The sequence below is a fragment of the Parabacteroides sp. Marseille-P3160 genome, assembly GCF_900162725.1.
Taxonomy (GTDB): domain Bacteria; phylum Bacteroidota; class Bacteroidia; order Bacteroidales; family Tannerellaceae; genus Marseille-P3160.
This window is the reverse complement of record NZ_LT799418.1, coordinates 3,256,788-3,271,986: the sequence shown is the minus strand read 5'-3', so window position 1 is coordinate 3,271,986 and position 15,199 is coordinate 3,256,788. Positions and strand designations below refer to the sequence as shown.

15 protein-coding genes are annotated in these 15,199 nt (G+C 42.6%); 4 read left to right on the top strand and 11 right to left on the bottom strand.

What is annotated here, in order from left to right; genetic code table 11:
* Nucleotides 1-236: 236 nt before the first annotated feature.
* Nucleotides 237-1,265: an aldo/keto reductase gene (locus tag BQ8014_RS13040; protein ID WP_080904726.1), complete on the bottom strand. Its 1,029-nt coding sequence runs from the start codon at nucleotides 1,263-1,265 to the stop codon at nucleotides 237-239.
* Between the two features lie 134 nt (nucleotides 1,266-1,399).
* Between BQ8014_RS13040 and BQ8014_RS13035 the strand changes: the two genes are divergently transcribed.
* Nucleotides 1,400-2,263, top strand: a complete 864-nt coding sequence (locus BQ8014_RS13035; protein ID WP_080904725.1) for an AraC family transcriptional regulator — start codon at nucleotides 1,400-1,402, stop codon at nucleotides 2,261-2,263.
* Between the two features lie 50 nt (nucleotides 2,264-2,313).
* Here the strand turns inward: BQ8014_RS13035 and BQ8014_RS13030 are convergent, their stop codons facing one another.
* From BQ8014_RS13030 to atpD, 9 genes are all read right to left on the bottom strand, one after another.
* Nucleotides 2,314-3,180, bottom strand: a complete 867-nt coding sequence (locus BQ8014_RS13030) for a F0F1 ATP synthase subunit gamma (protein ID WP_080904724.1) — start codon at nucleotides 3,178-3,180, stop codon at nucleotides 2,314-2,316.
* A gap of 15 nt (nucleotides 3,181-3,195) precedes the next feature.
* Nucleotides 3,196-4,791 (bottom strand): F0F1 ATP synthase subunit alpha, encoded by a 1,596-nt coding sequence (gene atpA, locus BQ8014_RS13025; protein WP_080904723.1) that lies wholly within the window; start codon nucleotides 4,789-4,791, stop codon nucleotides 3,196-3,198.
* 10 nt (nucleotides 4,792-4,801) lie between these two features.
* Nucleotides 4,802-5,356 carry a F0F1 ATP synthase subunit delta gene (locus BQ8014_RS13020; protein ID WP_080904722.1) on the bottom strand — a complete coding sequence of 185 codons (555 nt, stop codon included), beginning with the start codon at nucleotides 5,354-5,356 and terminating at the stop codon, nucleotides 4,802-4,804.
* 5 nt (nucleotides 5,357-5,361) lie between these two features.
* Entirely contained in the window at nucleotides 5,362-5,862 is a 501-nt protein-coding gene (atpF, locus tag BQ8014_RS13015) for a F0F1 ATP synthase subunit B (RefSeq protein ID WP_080904721.1), read from the bottom strand.
* 4 nt (nucleotides 5,863-5,866) lie between these two features.
* A complete protein-coding gene (gene atpE, locus BQ8014_RS13010) occupies nucleotides 5,867-6,124 on the bottom strand; it encodes an ATP synthase F0 subunit C (protein ID WP_080904720.1) in 258 nt (85 codons plus the stop codon).
* A gap of 34 nt (nucleotides 6,125-6,158) precedes the next feature.
* On the bottom strand, nucleotides 6,159-7,208 hold the full coding sequence (gene atpB / locus BQ8014_RS13005) for a F0F1 ATP synthase subunit A (RefSeq protein ID WP_234998125.1): 1,050 nt from the start codon (nucleotides 7,206-7,208) through the stop codon (nucleotides 6,159-6,161).
* 28 nt (nucleotides 7,209-7,236) lie between these two features.
* A complete protein-coding gene (locus BQ8014_RS13000) occupies nucleotides 7,237-7,662 on the bottom strand; it encodes a hypothetical protein (protein WP_080904718.1) in 426 nt (141 codons plus the stop codon).
* Nucleotides 7,663-7,737: 75 nt separating this feature from the next.
* Complete coding sequence (locus tag BQ8014_RS12995) at nucleotides 7,738-7,977, bottom strand: F0F1 ATP synthase subunit delta/epsilon (RefSeq protein ID WP_080904717.1); 240 nt, start codon at nucleotides 7,975-7,977, stop codon at nucleotides 7,738-7,740.
* Nucleotides 7,974-9,503, bottom strand: a complete 1,530-nt coding sequence (atpD, locus tag BQ8014_RS12990; RefSeq protein WP_080904716.1) for a F0F1 ATP synthase subunit beta — start codon at nucleotides 9,501-9,503, stop codon at nucleotides 7,974-7,976. Before atpD ends, BQ8014_RS12995 begins: the two co-directional genes overlap by 4 nt.
* A gap of 291 nt (nucleotides 9,504-9,794) precedes the next feature.
* Between atpD and BQ8014_RS12985 the strand changes: the two genes are divergently transcribed.
* From BQ8014_RS12985 to BQ8014_RS12975, 3 genes are all read left to right on the top strand, one after another.
* Nucleotides 9,795-10,157 (top strand): BlaI/MecI/CopY family transcriptional regulator, encoded by a 363-nt coding sequence (locus BQ8014_RS12985; protein ID WP_080904715.1) that lies wholly within the window; start codon nucleotides 9,795-9,797, stop codon nucleotides 10,155-10,157.
* Nucleotides 10,158-10,163: 6 nt separating this feature from the next.
* Nucleotides 10,164-11,588, top strand: a complete 1,425-nt coding sequence (locus BQ8014_RS12980) for a M56 family metallopeptidase (protein ID WP_080904714.1) — start codon at nucleotides 10,164-10,166, stop codon at nucleotides 11,586-11,588.
* A 282-nt stretch (nucleotides 11,589-11,870) separates the two neighbouring features.
* On the top strand, nucleotides 11,871-12,287 hold the full coding sequence (locus tag BQ8014_RS12975) for a hypothetical protein (RefSeq protein WP_080904713.1): 417 nt from the start codon (nucleotides 11,871-11,873) through the stop codon (nucleotides 12,285-12,287).
* A 345-nt stretch (nucleotides 12,288-12,632) separates the two neighbouring features.
* Here BQ8014_RS12975 and BQ8014_RS12965 read toward each other — a convergent pair whose 3' ends face one another.
* Nucleotides 12,633-15,134, bottom strand: a complete 2,502-nt coding sequence (locus BQ8014_RS12965; protein WP_080904711.1) for a glycoside hydrolase family 2 TIM barrel-domain containing protein — start codon at nucleotides 15,132-15,134, stop codon at nucleotides 12,633-12,635.
* Between the last annotated feature and the right edge of the window lie 65 nt (nucleotides 15,135-15,199).

Sequence of the window (15,199 nt, the reverse complement as noted above, 5' to 3'; positions counted from 1 at the left end):
ATTAATTAAAAGGTTTCTATAATGTAAGAGACAATGAGTAATACAAAGATATGGAATTCTCATTTGACTTACTGTATAAAACAGTTAAGATCAACTGTAGAAATTTTTAAGCACTCCGGTCTATTATTTGACCCAGGTTGGCTTGGTGGCCAACATAGGTTAGTCACCAGGTTAACCTGGGTTAATCAAAGTTAAATAATTTACTTAAAGTAGGTCCTGTCCTGAAATAGATCGACTCAGAAGATTTGTGAATTAAGTTCAGGGCGTTCGTCCTGATGCCAATATGGATATGCCTTAGGACTTACACTAGCTTCATCAAGGCGTTTTACCTGTTCGGCGCTTAACTTCCAACCCATGGCCTGTAAATTCTGTTTTAATTGCTCTTCGGTACGTGCACCAACAATTATACTGCTTACGGTCGGCCTTTGGAGCAACCAATTTAAAGCTATCTGCGCTACAGATTTGTTGGTCTCTTTTGCTATCACATCCAGTTCATCTACTATTTTATATAACCGTTCTTCTTCAGCTGCCGCGGCAGGTACAGTACTTGTTCCGGCAGCTATACGGCTATCTTTAGGAATAGGCGCGTTGCGACGATATTTACCGCTCAATCTACCCGATGCCAAAGGACTCCATATCAGCGAACCTATGTGCTGATCGATACCCAAAGTCATCAGTTCCCATTCATAATCCCTGTTGAGCAATGAATAATAAACCTGATGTGCCACATATTTATTCCAGCCATAACGTTCCGAAACGGATAAAGATTTCATCAGATGCCAACCCGAAAAATTGGAACATGCAATATATCTGACTTTTCCGCTTGTAACCAAATCATCAAGGGTACGAAGTGTTTCCTCAACCGGAGTATTCCCGTCGAAACCGTGCATGTGGTATATATCTATATGATCGGTGTTTAACCTTTTCAGACTGGCTTCGCAGGCCTCTATCAGGTGAAAACGAGATGAACCGTACTTATTCACGTCTTTGCCCATCGGGAAGGTTGCCTTGGTTGATATCAGCATCTTGTTGCGTATGCCTTCAATAGCCTTACCCAATACACTTTCCGAATCGCCTTGCGAATATATATCTGCGGTGTCGAACAAGTTGACTCCTTCATCCAGGCATAAATTAATCAGTTGATTAGCCTCCTTTACCTGTGTATGTCCCCATCCTTCGAAACCGTTTGTTCCTCCGAACGTTGCAGTACCAAAACATAATGCCGATACTCTCAAACCTGAGTTTCCTAAATTCCTGTATTCCATGATTTGCTCTTTTTAATGATTTATACTCAAAACAAAGACTTTACAAAGATAATGTATCCAGAGAATAGAATATGTCGCTATATTTGCAATGTGACAAGCTATATTTGCATCGGCTTTTTTTTAATAAGAAACATATGAGCATACTTGAACGAAAAATTGCACACGGTTCCATTTCATCCTTCAGCCATGTAGAATATTCGCAATTTCTGCTTCCGTGGCATAGACACGAGGAGTTGGAGATTATGATTTTCACAGGAGGTGAAGGGATACAGTTCGTTGGAGATGGTGAGGCCGATTATAAAAAGGGAGATATTGCATTAATAGGCAGTAATATTCCGCACTTACATTTATGCAACGACATAGCGACTGGGAAGAAAGAGAGTTCAAGTTCGGGCGAGGCATTGCAATTCACAATGGCGGTGTTTCCCAATCAGATGGATATTTTGCCCGATTTTATGGAGATAGATGCTTTGCTCCGAAAAAGTCAATATGGCATTCGTTTTTATGACGATGGGCTATGGCAGGAAATATACAACCTAGTGATGGCATTAGACAAAATGTATGGCATAGAACGCATTATACAGTTGTATGCCATACTGGATAAATTGAGTAAATCGACTAACTATCGGTTAGTCTCCGAGTCGATATATTATCAAGATAATATATTGGATAATAACAGTAGGCCTATCGATCTGGTTTTCAAATATTTGTTTCGTCATTTCAAAGAGAAAATCACACTGGCGCAAATAGCGGAATACGTAAATCAGGATCCCTCTGCCTTATGTAGGGCTTTCAAAAAAGGAACAGATAAAAGTATATTTAGATGTCTTGCCGAAATCAGAATAAAACACGCTTGCAAGTTACTTATAAATTCAAGCCTATCTATATCGCAAATTGCCTACGAATGCGGCTACGGCAGCTTATCTTTCTTTAACGAACAATTTAAAGAAATTGTGAATACGGCACCGACCGGGTATAAGAAAAAATATGAGAGATAGTGTAGTATCCTACTTTATTCTTTGTCCTTTCAATGCTGTGGTCGCGGGTGTCACCGGATAGAACCACCCATAATATCCAGCAATTCGTTGGTGATTGCAGACTGGCGGGATTTATTGAAGAGGACGGTCAAATCTTGGATTAAATCGTCGGCATTATCGGTTGCAATCTGCATTGCGAGCATACGGGCTGCATGTTCGGAAGCGTTGGAATCCAATAATACAGTATATAGCTTCAATGATAAGACTTGCGGCAACAAGGTGGCTATTAATTGCTCCTTGGAAGGCTCCACTATGTAATCGAGCGCCGTTTTTGAATCGGTTTCCGCTTCTGATTCCAATGTTATGGGGAGATACGTTTCTCTAACCAATATTTGTGAAGCAGTGCTCTTCATGTGATGGTAGATAATTTCTACACGATCTATTTCATGAGAAGCATACTGCTTCATTAATGATTGGGCCAATTCCGCCATTTCCGGATAGCTCGGCTTTTCTGCCAAGCGTTGGAAATTCCCCTGGATAGTTAATCCGGCTTTGCGACATGCATCTGCTATTTTACGGCCTATGGGATAGATAAGGATATTTTGCGTACCTAATGACTTATACTCATTGATCACGCTCCTCATCTGGCGGATTACATTGGCATTAAAAGCTCCGCATAAGGAAGAGTTGGAAGAAAAAACGACTAAGGCAATCTTCTCCAACGAATGTTCTTCGATGTATGGAGACTGGATAATTGTTTCTTCGGATAGAAAAGCAGTGAGCATAGAATGCAATTTCTGCTCGTAAGGTAACATGTTTGTTATTGCCGCCTGAGCGCGATGCAACTTCGCCGAAGCAACCATCTTCATGGCTGAAGTAATTTTCTTCGTGCTGTTTACCGAATTTATTCTACTTTTTATCTCTTTTAATGATGGCATACTTATTTCGCTTTATCATCCTTTTTTACTGCTGTAGTTTTGCGATACGGATTCCGCTACTTCCGTAAGAGTTTTTTCTATCTCTTCGTTGATTATTCCTTTTTTCAATGGATCCAATACATCCGTACGATGTTTGTTGTTTATCTGTAACAAAAAATCTCTTTCAAAGTCGTGTACTTTATCCAATGGGACATCTTGCAGCAATCCGTGTGTTCCGCAATATAAAATTGCAATTTGTTCTTCAACCGGCATGGGGTGATAGAGTGGTTGCACTAACAACTGGGTGTTTCTCTGCCCTTTGTTTATCGTAAAGGCGGTAACCGGATCCAAGTCCCCTCCGAATTTGGTAAATGCCTCCAGTTCCCGGAATTGAGCCTGGTCGATTTTCAACGTTCCGGCTACTTTTTTCATCGCTTTTACTTGTGCATTACCTCCTACACGGGAAACGGAAATACCCACATTGATTGCCGGACGGTTTCCCTGGTTAAACAGATCGGTATCCAAGAAGATCTGTCCGTCGGTAATCGATATCACATTCGTCGGAATATAAGCGGAAACGTCGCCCGCTTGCGTTTCGATAATCGGCAAGGCTGTCAGGGAGCCTCCCCCCTTCACTTTGCCTTTTAAGGCTTCGGGAAGGTCGTTCATCTGCTCGGCTACTTCCTGCTGTGCAATGATTTTGGCGGAACGTTCCAGCAAGCGGGAGTGCAAATAAAATACATCACCCGGATAAGCTTCACGCCCCGAAGGCCGGCGAAGGATCAAGGAAACCTCACGATAGGCTACGGCCTGTTTGGACAAGTCGTCGTACACAACCAACGCATGACGGCCGGTATCCCGGAAGTATTCGCCGATAGCTGCGCCCGCGAAGGGTGCAAAATATTGCATGGCAGCCGGATCGGATGCCGTTGCCGAAACGATGATCGTATAGTCTAAAGCGCCTTTTTCTTTTAGGGTATTTACAATTGTTGCAACCGTGGAACCTTTTTGTCCGATAGCGACATAGATGCAATACACCGGATCTCCGGCTTCGTAGTTGCTTCGCTGGTTAATGATCGTATCGATGGCAATGGATGTTTTTCCTGTTTGGCGGTCGCCAATGATTAACTCACGCTGTCCACGTCCGATGGGAATCATTGCATCCACCGCCTTCAATCCGGTCTGTAACGGCTGATTTACCGGCTGACGATATATTACACCTGGGGCCTTGCGTTCCAAAGGAAGATCCAGGGACTCGCCAGTGATTGCTCCTTTTCCGTCAATCGGATCTCCTAAGGGAGTGATCACACGTCCGAGCATGCCTTCACTTACCGGAATAGAAGCTATTTTTCCTGTGCGTTTTACCGTATATCCTTCCTTTATCTGGTCTGTGGGGCCAAGCAAAACCGCACCAACATTATCTTCTTCGAGGTTCATCACAATTGCTTTGATGCCATTGTCGAATTCCAACAATTCACTGGCTTCCGCATTGTTTAGTCCATAGATACGTACTACTCCGTCACTTACCTGGAGTACCGTTCCTACTTCGTCGAATTTAAGTTGTGTCTCTATTCCTTCGAGTTGCATACGCAACACATCGGAGACTTCACTTGCTTTTATATTTTCAGACATAATTCTTTTTTTATATACTTTTTCTGTTTTTCTCCATAAACTGGCTCTTCACCTGTTTAAGTTGGGTGGCGATACTTGCGTCCATTTGATATGTGCCTATCCCTAAGATAAATCCGCCTATGATAGAGGGATCTGTTTTGGTCTTGAATTCTAACGTTCCCTTCATCTTTTTGGCAATGATCTTTCTTATTTCCTCTTCTTCTTTTGGCCCGACTTTCGTTGCCGTCGTTAAATGGGCGGTAAAGATATCCTTTGAAAGTCGGAATAAATCAATGTAAACCAAAGCAATGTTGTGAAGATATTTCTCTCGTTTTTCCCGGATTACCAAATCAATAAAACGCGTGAACACCTGACTTACGTTTTTCCCCGCTGCATTCGTTATTAATTGTCGCTTGTTTTCCGTCGATATCACAGGATTATCCAGCGCCGAACGCAGTTGCGGCACTTCAAAGAAACTTTGGGAAAGCGTTTTCATTTCTTCATACACTTTTTCTCCTTCTCCTTTTTCCTGAGCATAAGCAAGTAACGCTTTAGCATAACGCTTGGAGATAATGCCTGTATCCATTTGCTTTATGATTTAGATGCGGAAATTTCATCAAGGAGGCGGTCGATCAATTCCATCTGTTCCGGTCCTTTTTCCAAATTCTTGCGAATGATTCTTTCAGCTATTCCTATCGATAGAGAGGCGATCTCCCTTCTTGCTTCCTGGATAGCGGCATTCTTTTCGGCCTCTATCTGAAGCCGTACTTCATCCAGTTGCTTTTTGGCAACAGCCTGTGCCTCTTCTTTGGCCTCTTTTATGATTCGTTCCCGCGTTTCCGATGCTTCTTTGAGAATCTTCACCTGGTCTTCACGGGCTTGGGCCAACAGCGCTTCGCTATTGGCTTTTATTCCGGCCAGTTGCGCATTTGCCTCGTCCGCTGCCTGCAGGGATTTGTCAATGAATTGCTTGCGATCATTTACCATTTTTGTAATGACCGGGAAGCCAAACTTTGCCAATACGATGAAGACAACGACAAAGGAAAGGAGCATCCAGAATAATAGTCCTGATTCAGGTTGCAGTAATCCCATCTTTTTAGAGTGCTAAGAAACAAACTACAACAGCAAACAGTGCTACACCTTCAACCAATGCTGCAATGATAATCATATTCATACGAATATCGCCGGCTGATTCCGGTTGACGGGCAATTGCTTCCATAGCGGAACCTCCGATCTTTCCAATACCGATACCTGCCCCGATTACAGCTATACCTGCGCCTATGGTGGCTCCTAATTTCCCTAATCCTGCACCTGCTGCCACTTGTAGTAATATGGCTAAAATTGTACTTAACATAGTCCTTTAATTTGTTTATTAATATGATTTATTTTTAGATACTTTCTTTGACTTCTCCGACAGAATGCTCAGCATGCTCAGCCGTCGACAGGCCGATAAATACGGCTGACAACATCGTGAATACGTATGCCTGGATGTAAGCTACCAGCAATTCCAGACAATTCATGAAGATTCCGAATAAAACGGAAACAACCGTCATTGAACCGTTCATGGCCGGCCCCATGCTTGCCGTGATGAAAACAAGGCAAACCAGACTCAAAATGACCGAGTGCCCCGCCATGATGTTGGCAAAAAGACGAATCATCAAGGCAAATGGCTTTGTAAATATCCCGACGATCTCAATCGGAATCATAATTGGCTTAAGCAGTAACGGGACCTCCGGCCAGAAGATTTCTTTCCAATACTCTTTTTTACCGTTTAAATTGGTTACGATGAATGTACAACAAGCCAGAAACAGGGTAATTGCTATATTTCCCGTCACATTGGCTCCACCTGGAAAAATGGGAATCAACCCCATTATATTATTTATGAAGATAAAGAAAAAGACTGTTAGCAAATAGGGAGCATACCGTTCGTATCCCTTGCCGATGCTTGCCTTTATCACATTATCATTGATGTCCATGATGAACATCTCCATGAATCCGACAAACCCCTTGGGAGCTTTATTCTTGTTCTTTTTTGACCAATGGGCCACACTAAGGATGATGATACATAGTAAGATACTGTTGAACAGCAAAGCGAATGCTGTCTTTGTCAGGGATAAATCCAACGGGCGGACTTCTTCGTCCGAGGCGTTCTTCTCAACGATCTTGCCTGCGTAGGGAGAATTGCCGGAAGCGATATAAAAACTATCGTATACTCCATCGGGAGAGTGATGGAAAGCGGATGACAGAAAGCAATGCCATCGTCCGTCGTTTCCTCTGAGGATAACCGGTAACGGAACCGTAACATGAGTTTTCCCCCATGTGGTGATATGCCATTCATAAGAATCCCCAATGTGTCCGAAGACTACGTTTTTCACATCCATTTCACCTTCCTGTATTGCAGTAGGCTCATTGGCCGAAAGGGATAGTATGGGAATCATTGCGATCAATAGAATCGCGATGCGTTTTTTAGTCCTGTTTATTAAACTTATCATCCGTCTGTTTCATCTTTTTTAAACTCTTCTCAAATGTAAAGAAGAATTTAGTTTCCAGTATAAGGTATACTATATAAAATATACCGATTGTTAATAGAAAACTTTCTCTATGATCTTCTACGTAAAAAACGTAGAGAATCATCAATATAATAGTCAAAAACAATTTTAAAACACGAGTCAGCAAATAGATGTTCAACATCATTTGATTTGACTGCTTCTCACAATATTTCAATATTGCAATCAACATGATCCCCATCGTGATATAAAATAATGGAATCCAAGGATACCAGATAAAATACTCCGATGGAAGAAGGTCGTACAATATTACTCCGCCAATAATTCCGCCTCCGCCGATAATTGCGAGTAACTGTAAGAAGAAATTTCTTCTCAATCGTTTCATAATAGTATTATTAAGTAAGTTAAAGAAAAAACTCCGAAAGAACTCCGCAGGTTGTATTTTTTATGATACATCCTGCTATTCGATGCACACAGAAATCATGTTTTTCTTTACTTCCGTAAATCCTCCCTTGACATCTACTTCACATTCTTCCCCACTTCCGGAAACCTTATACTTTATCTTTCCGGCCTGCAACGCCGATATCAAAGGCGCGTGATTCTTTAAAACCGTGAACGAGCCGACAACGCCCGGCAGTGTAACACTGTCGACATTCCCTCCGAACAGAGAGCCTTCAGGCGATAAAATATCCAGTCTCATTCTTTTTTAGTTTGAGCCAATAATTTTTCTCCTTTTGCTATCGCATCTTCGATCGTACCTACATTCAGGAACGCTGATTCCGGCAGGTAGTCGACGTCTCCATTCATAATCGCTTGAAAGCCCTTGATCGTATCTTCGATCGGAACCATGATCCCTTCCACTCCCGTAAACTGTTCGGCTACGGTAAAAGGTTGGGACAGGAACCGCTGGATACGGCGGGCCCGGTTGACCAACAGACGATCTTCGTCCGACAATTCTTCCATTCCGAGAATGGAAATGATATCTTGTAATTCTTTATTTCGTTGCAGGATTTGTTTTACTTTCTGGGCTGTATCATAATGCTCTTGTCCTACGACAAGAGGGTCCAGGATACGCGACGTCGATTCCAGTGGGTCGACGGCCGGATAGATACCTAACTCCGTAATCTTACGGCTCAATACGGTTGTCGCATCCAAATGGGCGAACGTGGTAGCCGGAGCCGGGTCTGTCAAGTCGTCGGCAGGTACATAAACCGCTTGTACGGAAGTAATGGAACCGTTTTTGGTAGATGTGATCCGTTCCTGCATGGCACCCATCTCCGTCGCCAACGTCGGTTGGTAACCTACGGCGGAAGGCATTCGCCCTAAAAGAGCCGAAACTTCGGAACCGGCCTGAGTAAAGCGGAAAATATTATCGATGAAAAACAAGATATCTTTCGAAATGCCTTCGCTTGCCCCTGAATCGCGGAACGATTCGGCGACAGTCAATCCCGAAAGGGCTACGGATGAACGTGCGCCCGGGGGTTCATTCATCTGGCCGTATACCAATGTCGCCTGGGATTTCTTTAATTCTTCATAGTCTACTTTGGACAAATCCCAGTGCCCTTTTTCCATCGCTTCCGTAAATTCTTTCCCGTAGCGTATGACACCGGATTCAATCATTTCACGGAGCAAATCGTTTCCTTCGCGTGTACGTTCTCCTACGCCGGCGAAAACGGAAAATCCATTGCCCTTTTTTGCAATATTATTGATGAGCTCCATAATCAATACTGTTTTTCCTACACCGGCTCCACCGAACAAACCGATTTTACCTCCTTTGGCATAGGGTTCCAGCAGATCAATAACCTTGATGCCGGTAAATAAGACCTCGCGGGTTGTCGTCAGATCTTCAAACTTGGGCGGTTCCCGATGGATAGGGTAGGAACCTCTCCTGTCAAGATCAGGCATGCCGTCAACCGCATCCCCGATTACATTCATCAAGCGTCCCTTCACTTGATCTCCCACCGGCATCTGTATGGGCGCCCCGAGGGAAACGGCCTCCAGTCCTCTTTTCAGCCCGTCCGTACTGTCCATTGCTACGGTACGAACCGTATCTTCTCCAATATGTTGCTGGACTTCAACGATCAGTTTTTTTCCATCGGGCCGATTAATTTCCAAGGCGTCATGTATGCTGGGTAGCTGAAGCGTTTCCGTTTCGTCCGGAAGCTCAAAACTAACATCTACTACCGGGCCTATGATTTGTGAAATATGCCCTTTGATCTGTGACATAAGCTATATTATTTGTTATTCTTTCAATTCTTTTAGTGCCTTACAAATATACTAACAATTCATTATGGCAATTCCTTTTTTGCTAATATTTTAATGTGGAAACTTTTTTTACCATTGTGTCTTTTATGTTAACATTTATTTATTTCAAACACTATCTTTAGATTCCAAGAGAATTTTCCGGTAGAAATTAAAGAGTTTCCCGGTTAAATAACTATACATTTTAGTTATTTAACTGTATTAATTAGTTGATCAACTAAAAAGTATAGTTATTTGTGGAAAATAACGAATGAGATGATACGATTAACAGCAAAAGAAGAAGAGGTAATGAGTTTTTTCTGGAAAGAAGGACCTTTGTTTGTAAAGCAACTCCTGGATTTTTATGAAGAACCCAAACCCCATTTTAACACACTCTCAACAATAGTACGAGGCTTGGAGGAAAAGAATTACCTGACACACGTCAGTTTTGGGAACACGTATCGTTACGAAGCGATTGTTTCGGAGGACGAATATCGGAATCGAACCTTGAAAAATGTCATTGCCAAATATTTCAATAATTCGTACATCGGGGTAGTGTCTTCCTTGATAAAGGAGGAGGATATTTCGATAGAGGAACTTCGTCAGTTGATTCGGAAAGTCGAACAGAAAAACAAATAAACGGTTATGGGAGCGTTTTTTATTTATATTGTCAAGTCATCGGTTTGCCTGTTGCTGTTTTATTGGTTTTACAAACTCTTGTTAGGCCGGGAAACTTTTCACCATTTCAACCGGGTGGCTCTTTTGGGTATTTTGCTCTTATCTGTTTGTCTCCCGTTTTGTATGTTCCGGACGGAGGAGACAGCCGGTTGGCAACAATCTTTCATCAATTGGGAAGAGTTGTTGACTGCAGCTGTCATGGAAAAAGGAGACGTTCGCCCCAAGGGAGACTTTTGGATTCAAGGGCTGTTACTCCTTTATTATATAGGTGTCTTTTTTTTCCTGTTGCGCATGATTTATTCTTTTGTTCAGATGTACCGGTTGATCCGCACCGGAGAACGCCGGAAGTTGGGCAATAGGACAATAGTCATACAAACCGGGCATCCTATCGCTCCTTTCAGTTGGATGAATTACATTGTGATCAGCCGGGAAGATTGGGGAGAGGACCGGAACGCGATTCTGATGCATGAATCGGCGCATATTCATTTCCATCATTCCTGGGATATCTTATGGGTTGAATGTTGCGTTGCCTTGCAATGGTTCAATCCGGCGGTTTGGTTGCTGAAAAAAGAGATACAGCACATACATGAGTACGAAGCGGATGCGGAAGTGCTCGGACGGGGCATGGATGCGAGGCAATACCAACTTCTCCTGATCAGGAAAGCGGTAGGGGCCGGACGTTTTTATTCTGTTGTCAACGGATTTAATCAAAAAGGACTAAATAAAAGAATTACTATGATGTTAAAAACTAAATCAAATGCTTGGGCAAGGTTGAAGTACCTTTATGTACTTCCATTGAGTGTTGCGGCGATGTCTGTTTTTGCCCGTCCCGAAGTTTCCCGTGAATTGAATAAGGTTTCTGCTGTCCATTCTGTTAGTGATTTTGCTCTTTTACAGAATGCTGTAGTTCCTGTTGATACTTCATCCAATCATCAAAAGATAGGAAAGAAAACAAAATGGGCGATTGGAATAGATTCCACATCTCAAACGAATGTATTTAAAATGATGAGCAAGGAAAAATCTTCTCCTTGGACTGTCTCCAAAGATAGCGTTCTTTATATTATTGATGGGGTGGAGGCGACTACGGAAGATTTAAAGAAACTTTCCCAGGAGTCGGTGGATAATATCTCCGTATTAAAAGATGAAGCGGGAAAAGCCAGCTATGGGGAAAAAGGGAAAAACGGCGTGATTCTTATACAAACCAAATCAGTTAAGAAGACTACGGCAGAGCCCTTAATTATCATAGACGGACAACGAGCCGACAAAGAACAGATGAAAGAGTTGGATCATAGTCAGATTGAATCCGTTTCAGTGTTAAAAAATAAATCGGCCACTGAATTATATGGTGATGATGGTAAGAACGGCGTTATTTTGATTACGACGAAAAAGTAGGCTGATCTCCTGTTTGTTTTATCGGATTATTTGTGTAATAGCAACAGATTCACTAGATATCTTGTTTTATTAAAATAATATTTTCTTCTAAAATCTGATTTTTATAATCCGAATTTCATCCTGTTTTTGTATGCTATTAAACCGGTATTTCATCCTTTTAGAAGTAACATTTATTATATTAAAATATTTGTTTATCAACTACGGGACCGTTTCCTTTATATAAACGTAAAGTTACGATTTCAAGGATTTTACTCATTATTATAAACTTAATTCTATGAGATTATGAATATAAGGGCTTTTTTTTATTTGACCTTAACAAGTACATTCTTTTTATTAAATGCTTGTACGAATTTAGAAGATGAGCCACCGGGAAGACTTACTCCTCTTCATTTTAATGAAACAGAAAGAACAATAGATTGTAAAAAGCAAAATGTTGTTTTTTCTTCTCAAGAGACAGAAGTAGCTTGGGCTATTGGCTACATTAAGGAAGTTATGGGGACTGATACATTAAGTTACTTTACTACTTATAATAAAAATGAGGTAATTGAAAGAGATTGGTATAAAGCAACTATTGTTAGAGATAAACTAACAGTGGAAATGCAAGAGAACCAGAGCGATGATATGCGAGAATTAATTTTGTATATATCGGCTCCAACTTTTACAGAGGTAACATTAAAAATTATCCAAAACAATAAATAAACCTTTTAAGTTATGAAAAAATCATTTTACTTTTTACTATCATTGCCTTTTTGGTGTTAAATTCCTGTTATAATGCTATATTAGATGAAATATCATCTGAAAAACAAGTCGAAAATACAGAGGAAAAGGGAAAAGCTATTGAGCTTGTGAAAAAAAAAAAAATTGAACCGCAAGAAAGCCCTAATTTAAGATCATCAAAAATTGATGAAGATGTAAAAATACAGCATTGCGCCGCCCTGAAAATCCAGTGCACTCATTTATAAAATTCAGTGCACTGGATTTTCCGTACAAATCACGGCTTTTGAACAACCTCTTTTGGAGGTTAACGATCGAATTTGCCGGAATCTATTTTACATCTATGGTAAGTTCCGTTCCTTTCAACCAGGGGGAGGTAAAGCGGATATGCGCCTGCCCGGCCTTGCCGGTTGCCTGTATATAAGCCAACAGATGCCCGTGATAGACCCGTTGCTTGTTATCCGTATAGTCGCCCATATCCTCATTGTTCCCGGCTTCAAGGCCTAATAACTTCGCCGGCCCTGCGATTTCACAAGTTACTTCATTGTCGGAAATCCTTACCGGTATTCCGTTTTCATCCACTACCTGAATGACCACCTGGGCCAATCCTTTTTCCTTGCCGATGCTTGTTTCCGACTGAACTACCTTCAGGGCGTATGGCTGTTTGGAAGATTGGATCGCATGGCGGACCAGCTCTTGTCCGTCCTTGTTCAGACCTGTTACCTCCAGTTTCCCAGCTTGGTAGGGGATGTCCCAAAAGATGATGCCGGAATTAGTATCATATTCTTTGGGAGAGCCGACGGCCTGCCCATTCAGGTATAACTGCGCTTTGACCGTATTGGTATAGCATACGACGCGTATGGACTGCCCTTCTTCATAGTTCCAGGTCGGCCAAGCGTCCATTGAAGGCGTTTTTTCTTCATAATCCTTGTTATTTGCAGCTTCCAATTGCGACCATACGTCTTTCATCTGGTTGCGGCTTCCCTTTCCCGGAGTAGGATAGGTTCCCAAGTATGCCATCGGAGCCGTTGTCCATAAAGACTGGCGGAAATAACCGCGCGGCTTGATGAAACTTCCGAAATCCAATAGTCCGGAATAGAACCCGCGGGAAGGCCAGGCGCCTGATTCTCCCAGATAATCGATGCCGGTCCATAGGAATTGTCCAAAGATATGTTCGTTGTCCGTAACGGCTTTCCATGTGCTCAGTTCGTGGCGGGTTTCACTGCCGAAGATAACGCGATCGGGATATTTCTGGTGGTCGGATTGGTAACGGCTCTCCGTATAGTTATAGCCGGTGATGTCCAGAGCGAAAGGAAATTCCGTTTCGTTCGACATGGCGACTCCGGCCAGTCCGGCTGTAACCGGGCGTGAGCGATCGTATTGCTTGACTATGGCGACCATCCGTTTGGCGATGTCTCCCAAGCGCTCTGCATCCGGGGCGTCTTTTTTATATCCTCCGTAAATCGCTTGTGTGAACCCGTTCTTGGTATCTCCATTTAATATCGGGTGGGAATATGGATCATTCGGATAGTCGACTTCATTGACGATGCTCCAGGCAAAGACCGAGGCATGATTCCTGTCACGGCGCACCATGTCGGCCAGGTCTTTCTCTCCCCATTCCTTAAAGAACTCATAGTTCCCTTCGAATCCTGGTTTTCCCAGATTCCAGCCGACCAGCCATTTGCGTTTCGGAAACTCCCATTCGTCGGAAGCTTCATTCAATACTAAAAACCCCAATTCATCACATAATTTATAAAAGTCAGGCGATTGCGGGTTGTGGCTCGTACGGATTGCATTGCAACCGACCTCTTTCAATGTCAGCAATCTTCTTTTCCAGACTTCACGGTAAAATTCTGCACCCAGGACTCCAGCATCGTGATGCAGGCAGACGCCTTTTACTTTCATCCATTTGCCATTCAAAGCAAAGCCTTTGTTCGGGTCGAATGTGAAACTGCGTATGCCTGTCGAAGTATGAGTCGAGTCGATGATTTCTTTCCCTTTCAGTACTGTTGTCTTTAAGGTGTAGAGATGAGGTGTCTCCAAATCCCATAATTGAGGACTCTTTACTTTCAAATCCATAGATAATTTGCCGTTCTGCTTGCCTTGTATGGTGATCTTTTGGGATGTTTTGCCCACTTGCTTCCCTTCGGGAGACAAGAGTTCGTTTTGGATGGTCAGGTTGACCGTCTCCCCGGAACCGTTCTCTATTTCCGTTTCCACGCTTACTACGGCCTGCTTGGCAGAAGCGCTTTTCGGATAGGCATAAACACCCCATTGGGCGATATGGACCGGGTCGGCATAGACCAACCAAACGTTGCGATAGATACCCGAACCGGTATACCAGCGTGAATCTGCTTGTTTGCTATGGTCTACACGCACGGCGATTGCATTTTCTTCTCCATATTTGATGAAGGAAGTCGCGTCATAAAGGAAAGACACATATCCGTTCGGACGTTTTCCGAGTAACTGTCCGTTCAGATAAACCTCGCTGTAATTGTACACTCCTTCAAAATAAAGGTACACTTTTTCTCCTTTTTTTTCTTCCGGTATCAGAAGGCTTTTGCGATACCAGCCGATTCCCCCCGGCAGATAACCCATACAGCTTGCCAAGGTGGGGCTTAACGGTTGTTTCACACTCCAGTCGTGGGGTAAATCCACGGATTGCCAGGAAACATCCTTAAAGGTCGCGGACTCAGCTCCCTTGGAGTCGGACAATGTGAATTTCCATGTGTCATTGATAAGTTGAGGTTCTCCGAAAGATACTTGCGCATGCAGGCTTACTGTGAGAAACAAGCCAATCCACAAAATTGATATACATTTCCAGTTCTTCATGTTTAATAAAAATATTATTGATACATTTTTTATATAGTGCAAAATTAGAGATTAGCAATTTGCCG

Bases quoted from the DNA above. Each gene is read 5' to 3' on its own strand.
- atpE (WP_080904720.1), bottom strand. From the start codon at position 6,124: ATGTTAAGTACAATTTTAGCCATATTACTACAAGTGGCAGCAGGTGCA.
- BQ8014_RS12985 (WP_080904715.1), top strand. From the start codon at position 9,795: ATGATACGATTAACAGCAAAAGAAGAAGAGGTAATGAGTTTTTTCTGG.
- atpD (WP_080904716.1), bottom strand. From the start codon at position 9,503: ATGTCACAGATCAAAGGGCATATTTCACAAATCATAGGCCCGGTAGTA.
- atpA (WP_080904723.1), bottom strand. From the start codon at position 4,791: ATGTCTGAAAATATAAAAGCAAGTGAAGTCTCCGATGTGTTGCGTATG.
- BQ8014_RS12965 (WP_080904711.1), bottom strand. From the start codon at position 15,134: ATGAAGAACTGGAAATGTATATCAATTTTGTGGATTGGCTTGTTTCTC.
- BQ8014_RS12975 (WP_080904713.1), top strand. From the start codon at position 11,871: ATGAATATAAGGGCTTTTTTTTATTTGACCTTAACAAGTACATTCTTT.
- atpF (WP_080904721.1), bottom strand. From the start codon at position 5,862: ATGGGATTACTGCAACCTGAATCAGGACTATTATTCTGGATGCTCCTT.
- BQ8014_RS12995 (WP_080904717.1), bottom strand. From the start codon at position 7,977: ATGAGACTGGATATTTTATCGCCTGAAGGCTCTCTGTTCGGAGGGAAT.
- BQ8014_RS13035 (WP_080904725.1), top strand. From the start codon at position 1,400: ATGAGCATACTTGAACGAAAAATTGCACACGGTTCCATTTCATCCTTC.
- BQ8014_RS13030 (WP_080904724.1), bottom strand. From the start codon at position 3,180: ATGCCATCATTAAAAGAGATAAAAAGTAGAATAAATTCGGTAAACAGC.
- BQ8014_RS12980 (WP_080904714.1), top strand. From the start codon at position 10,164: ATGGGAGCGTTTTTTATTTATATTGTCAAGTCATCGGTTTGCCTGTTG.
- atpB (WP_234998125.1), bottom strand. From the start codon at position 7,208: ATGATTCCCATACTATCCCTTTCGGCCAATGAGCCTACTGCAATACAG.
- BQ8014_RS13020 (WP_080904722.1), bottom strand. From the start codon at position 5,356: ATGGATACAGGCATTATCTCCAAGCGTTATGCTAAAGCGTTACTTGCT.
- BQ8014_RS13040 (WP_080904726.1), bottom strand. From the start codon at position 1,265: ATGGAATACAGGAATTTAGGAAACTCAGGTTTGAGAGTATCGGCATTA.
- BQ8014_RS13000 (WP_080904718.1), bottom strand. From the start codon at position 7,662: ATGAAACGATTGAGAAGAAATTTCTTCTTACAGTTACTCGCAATTATC.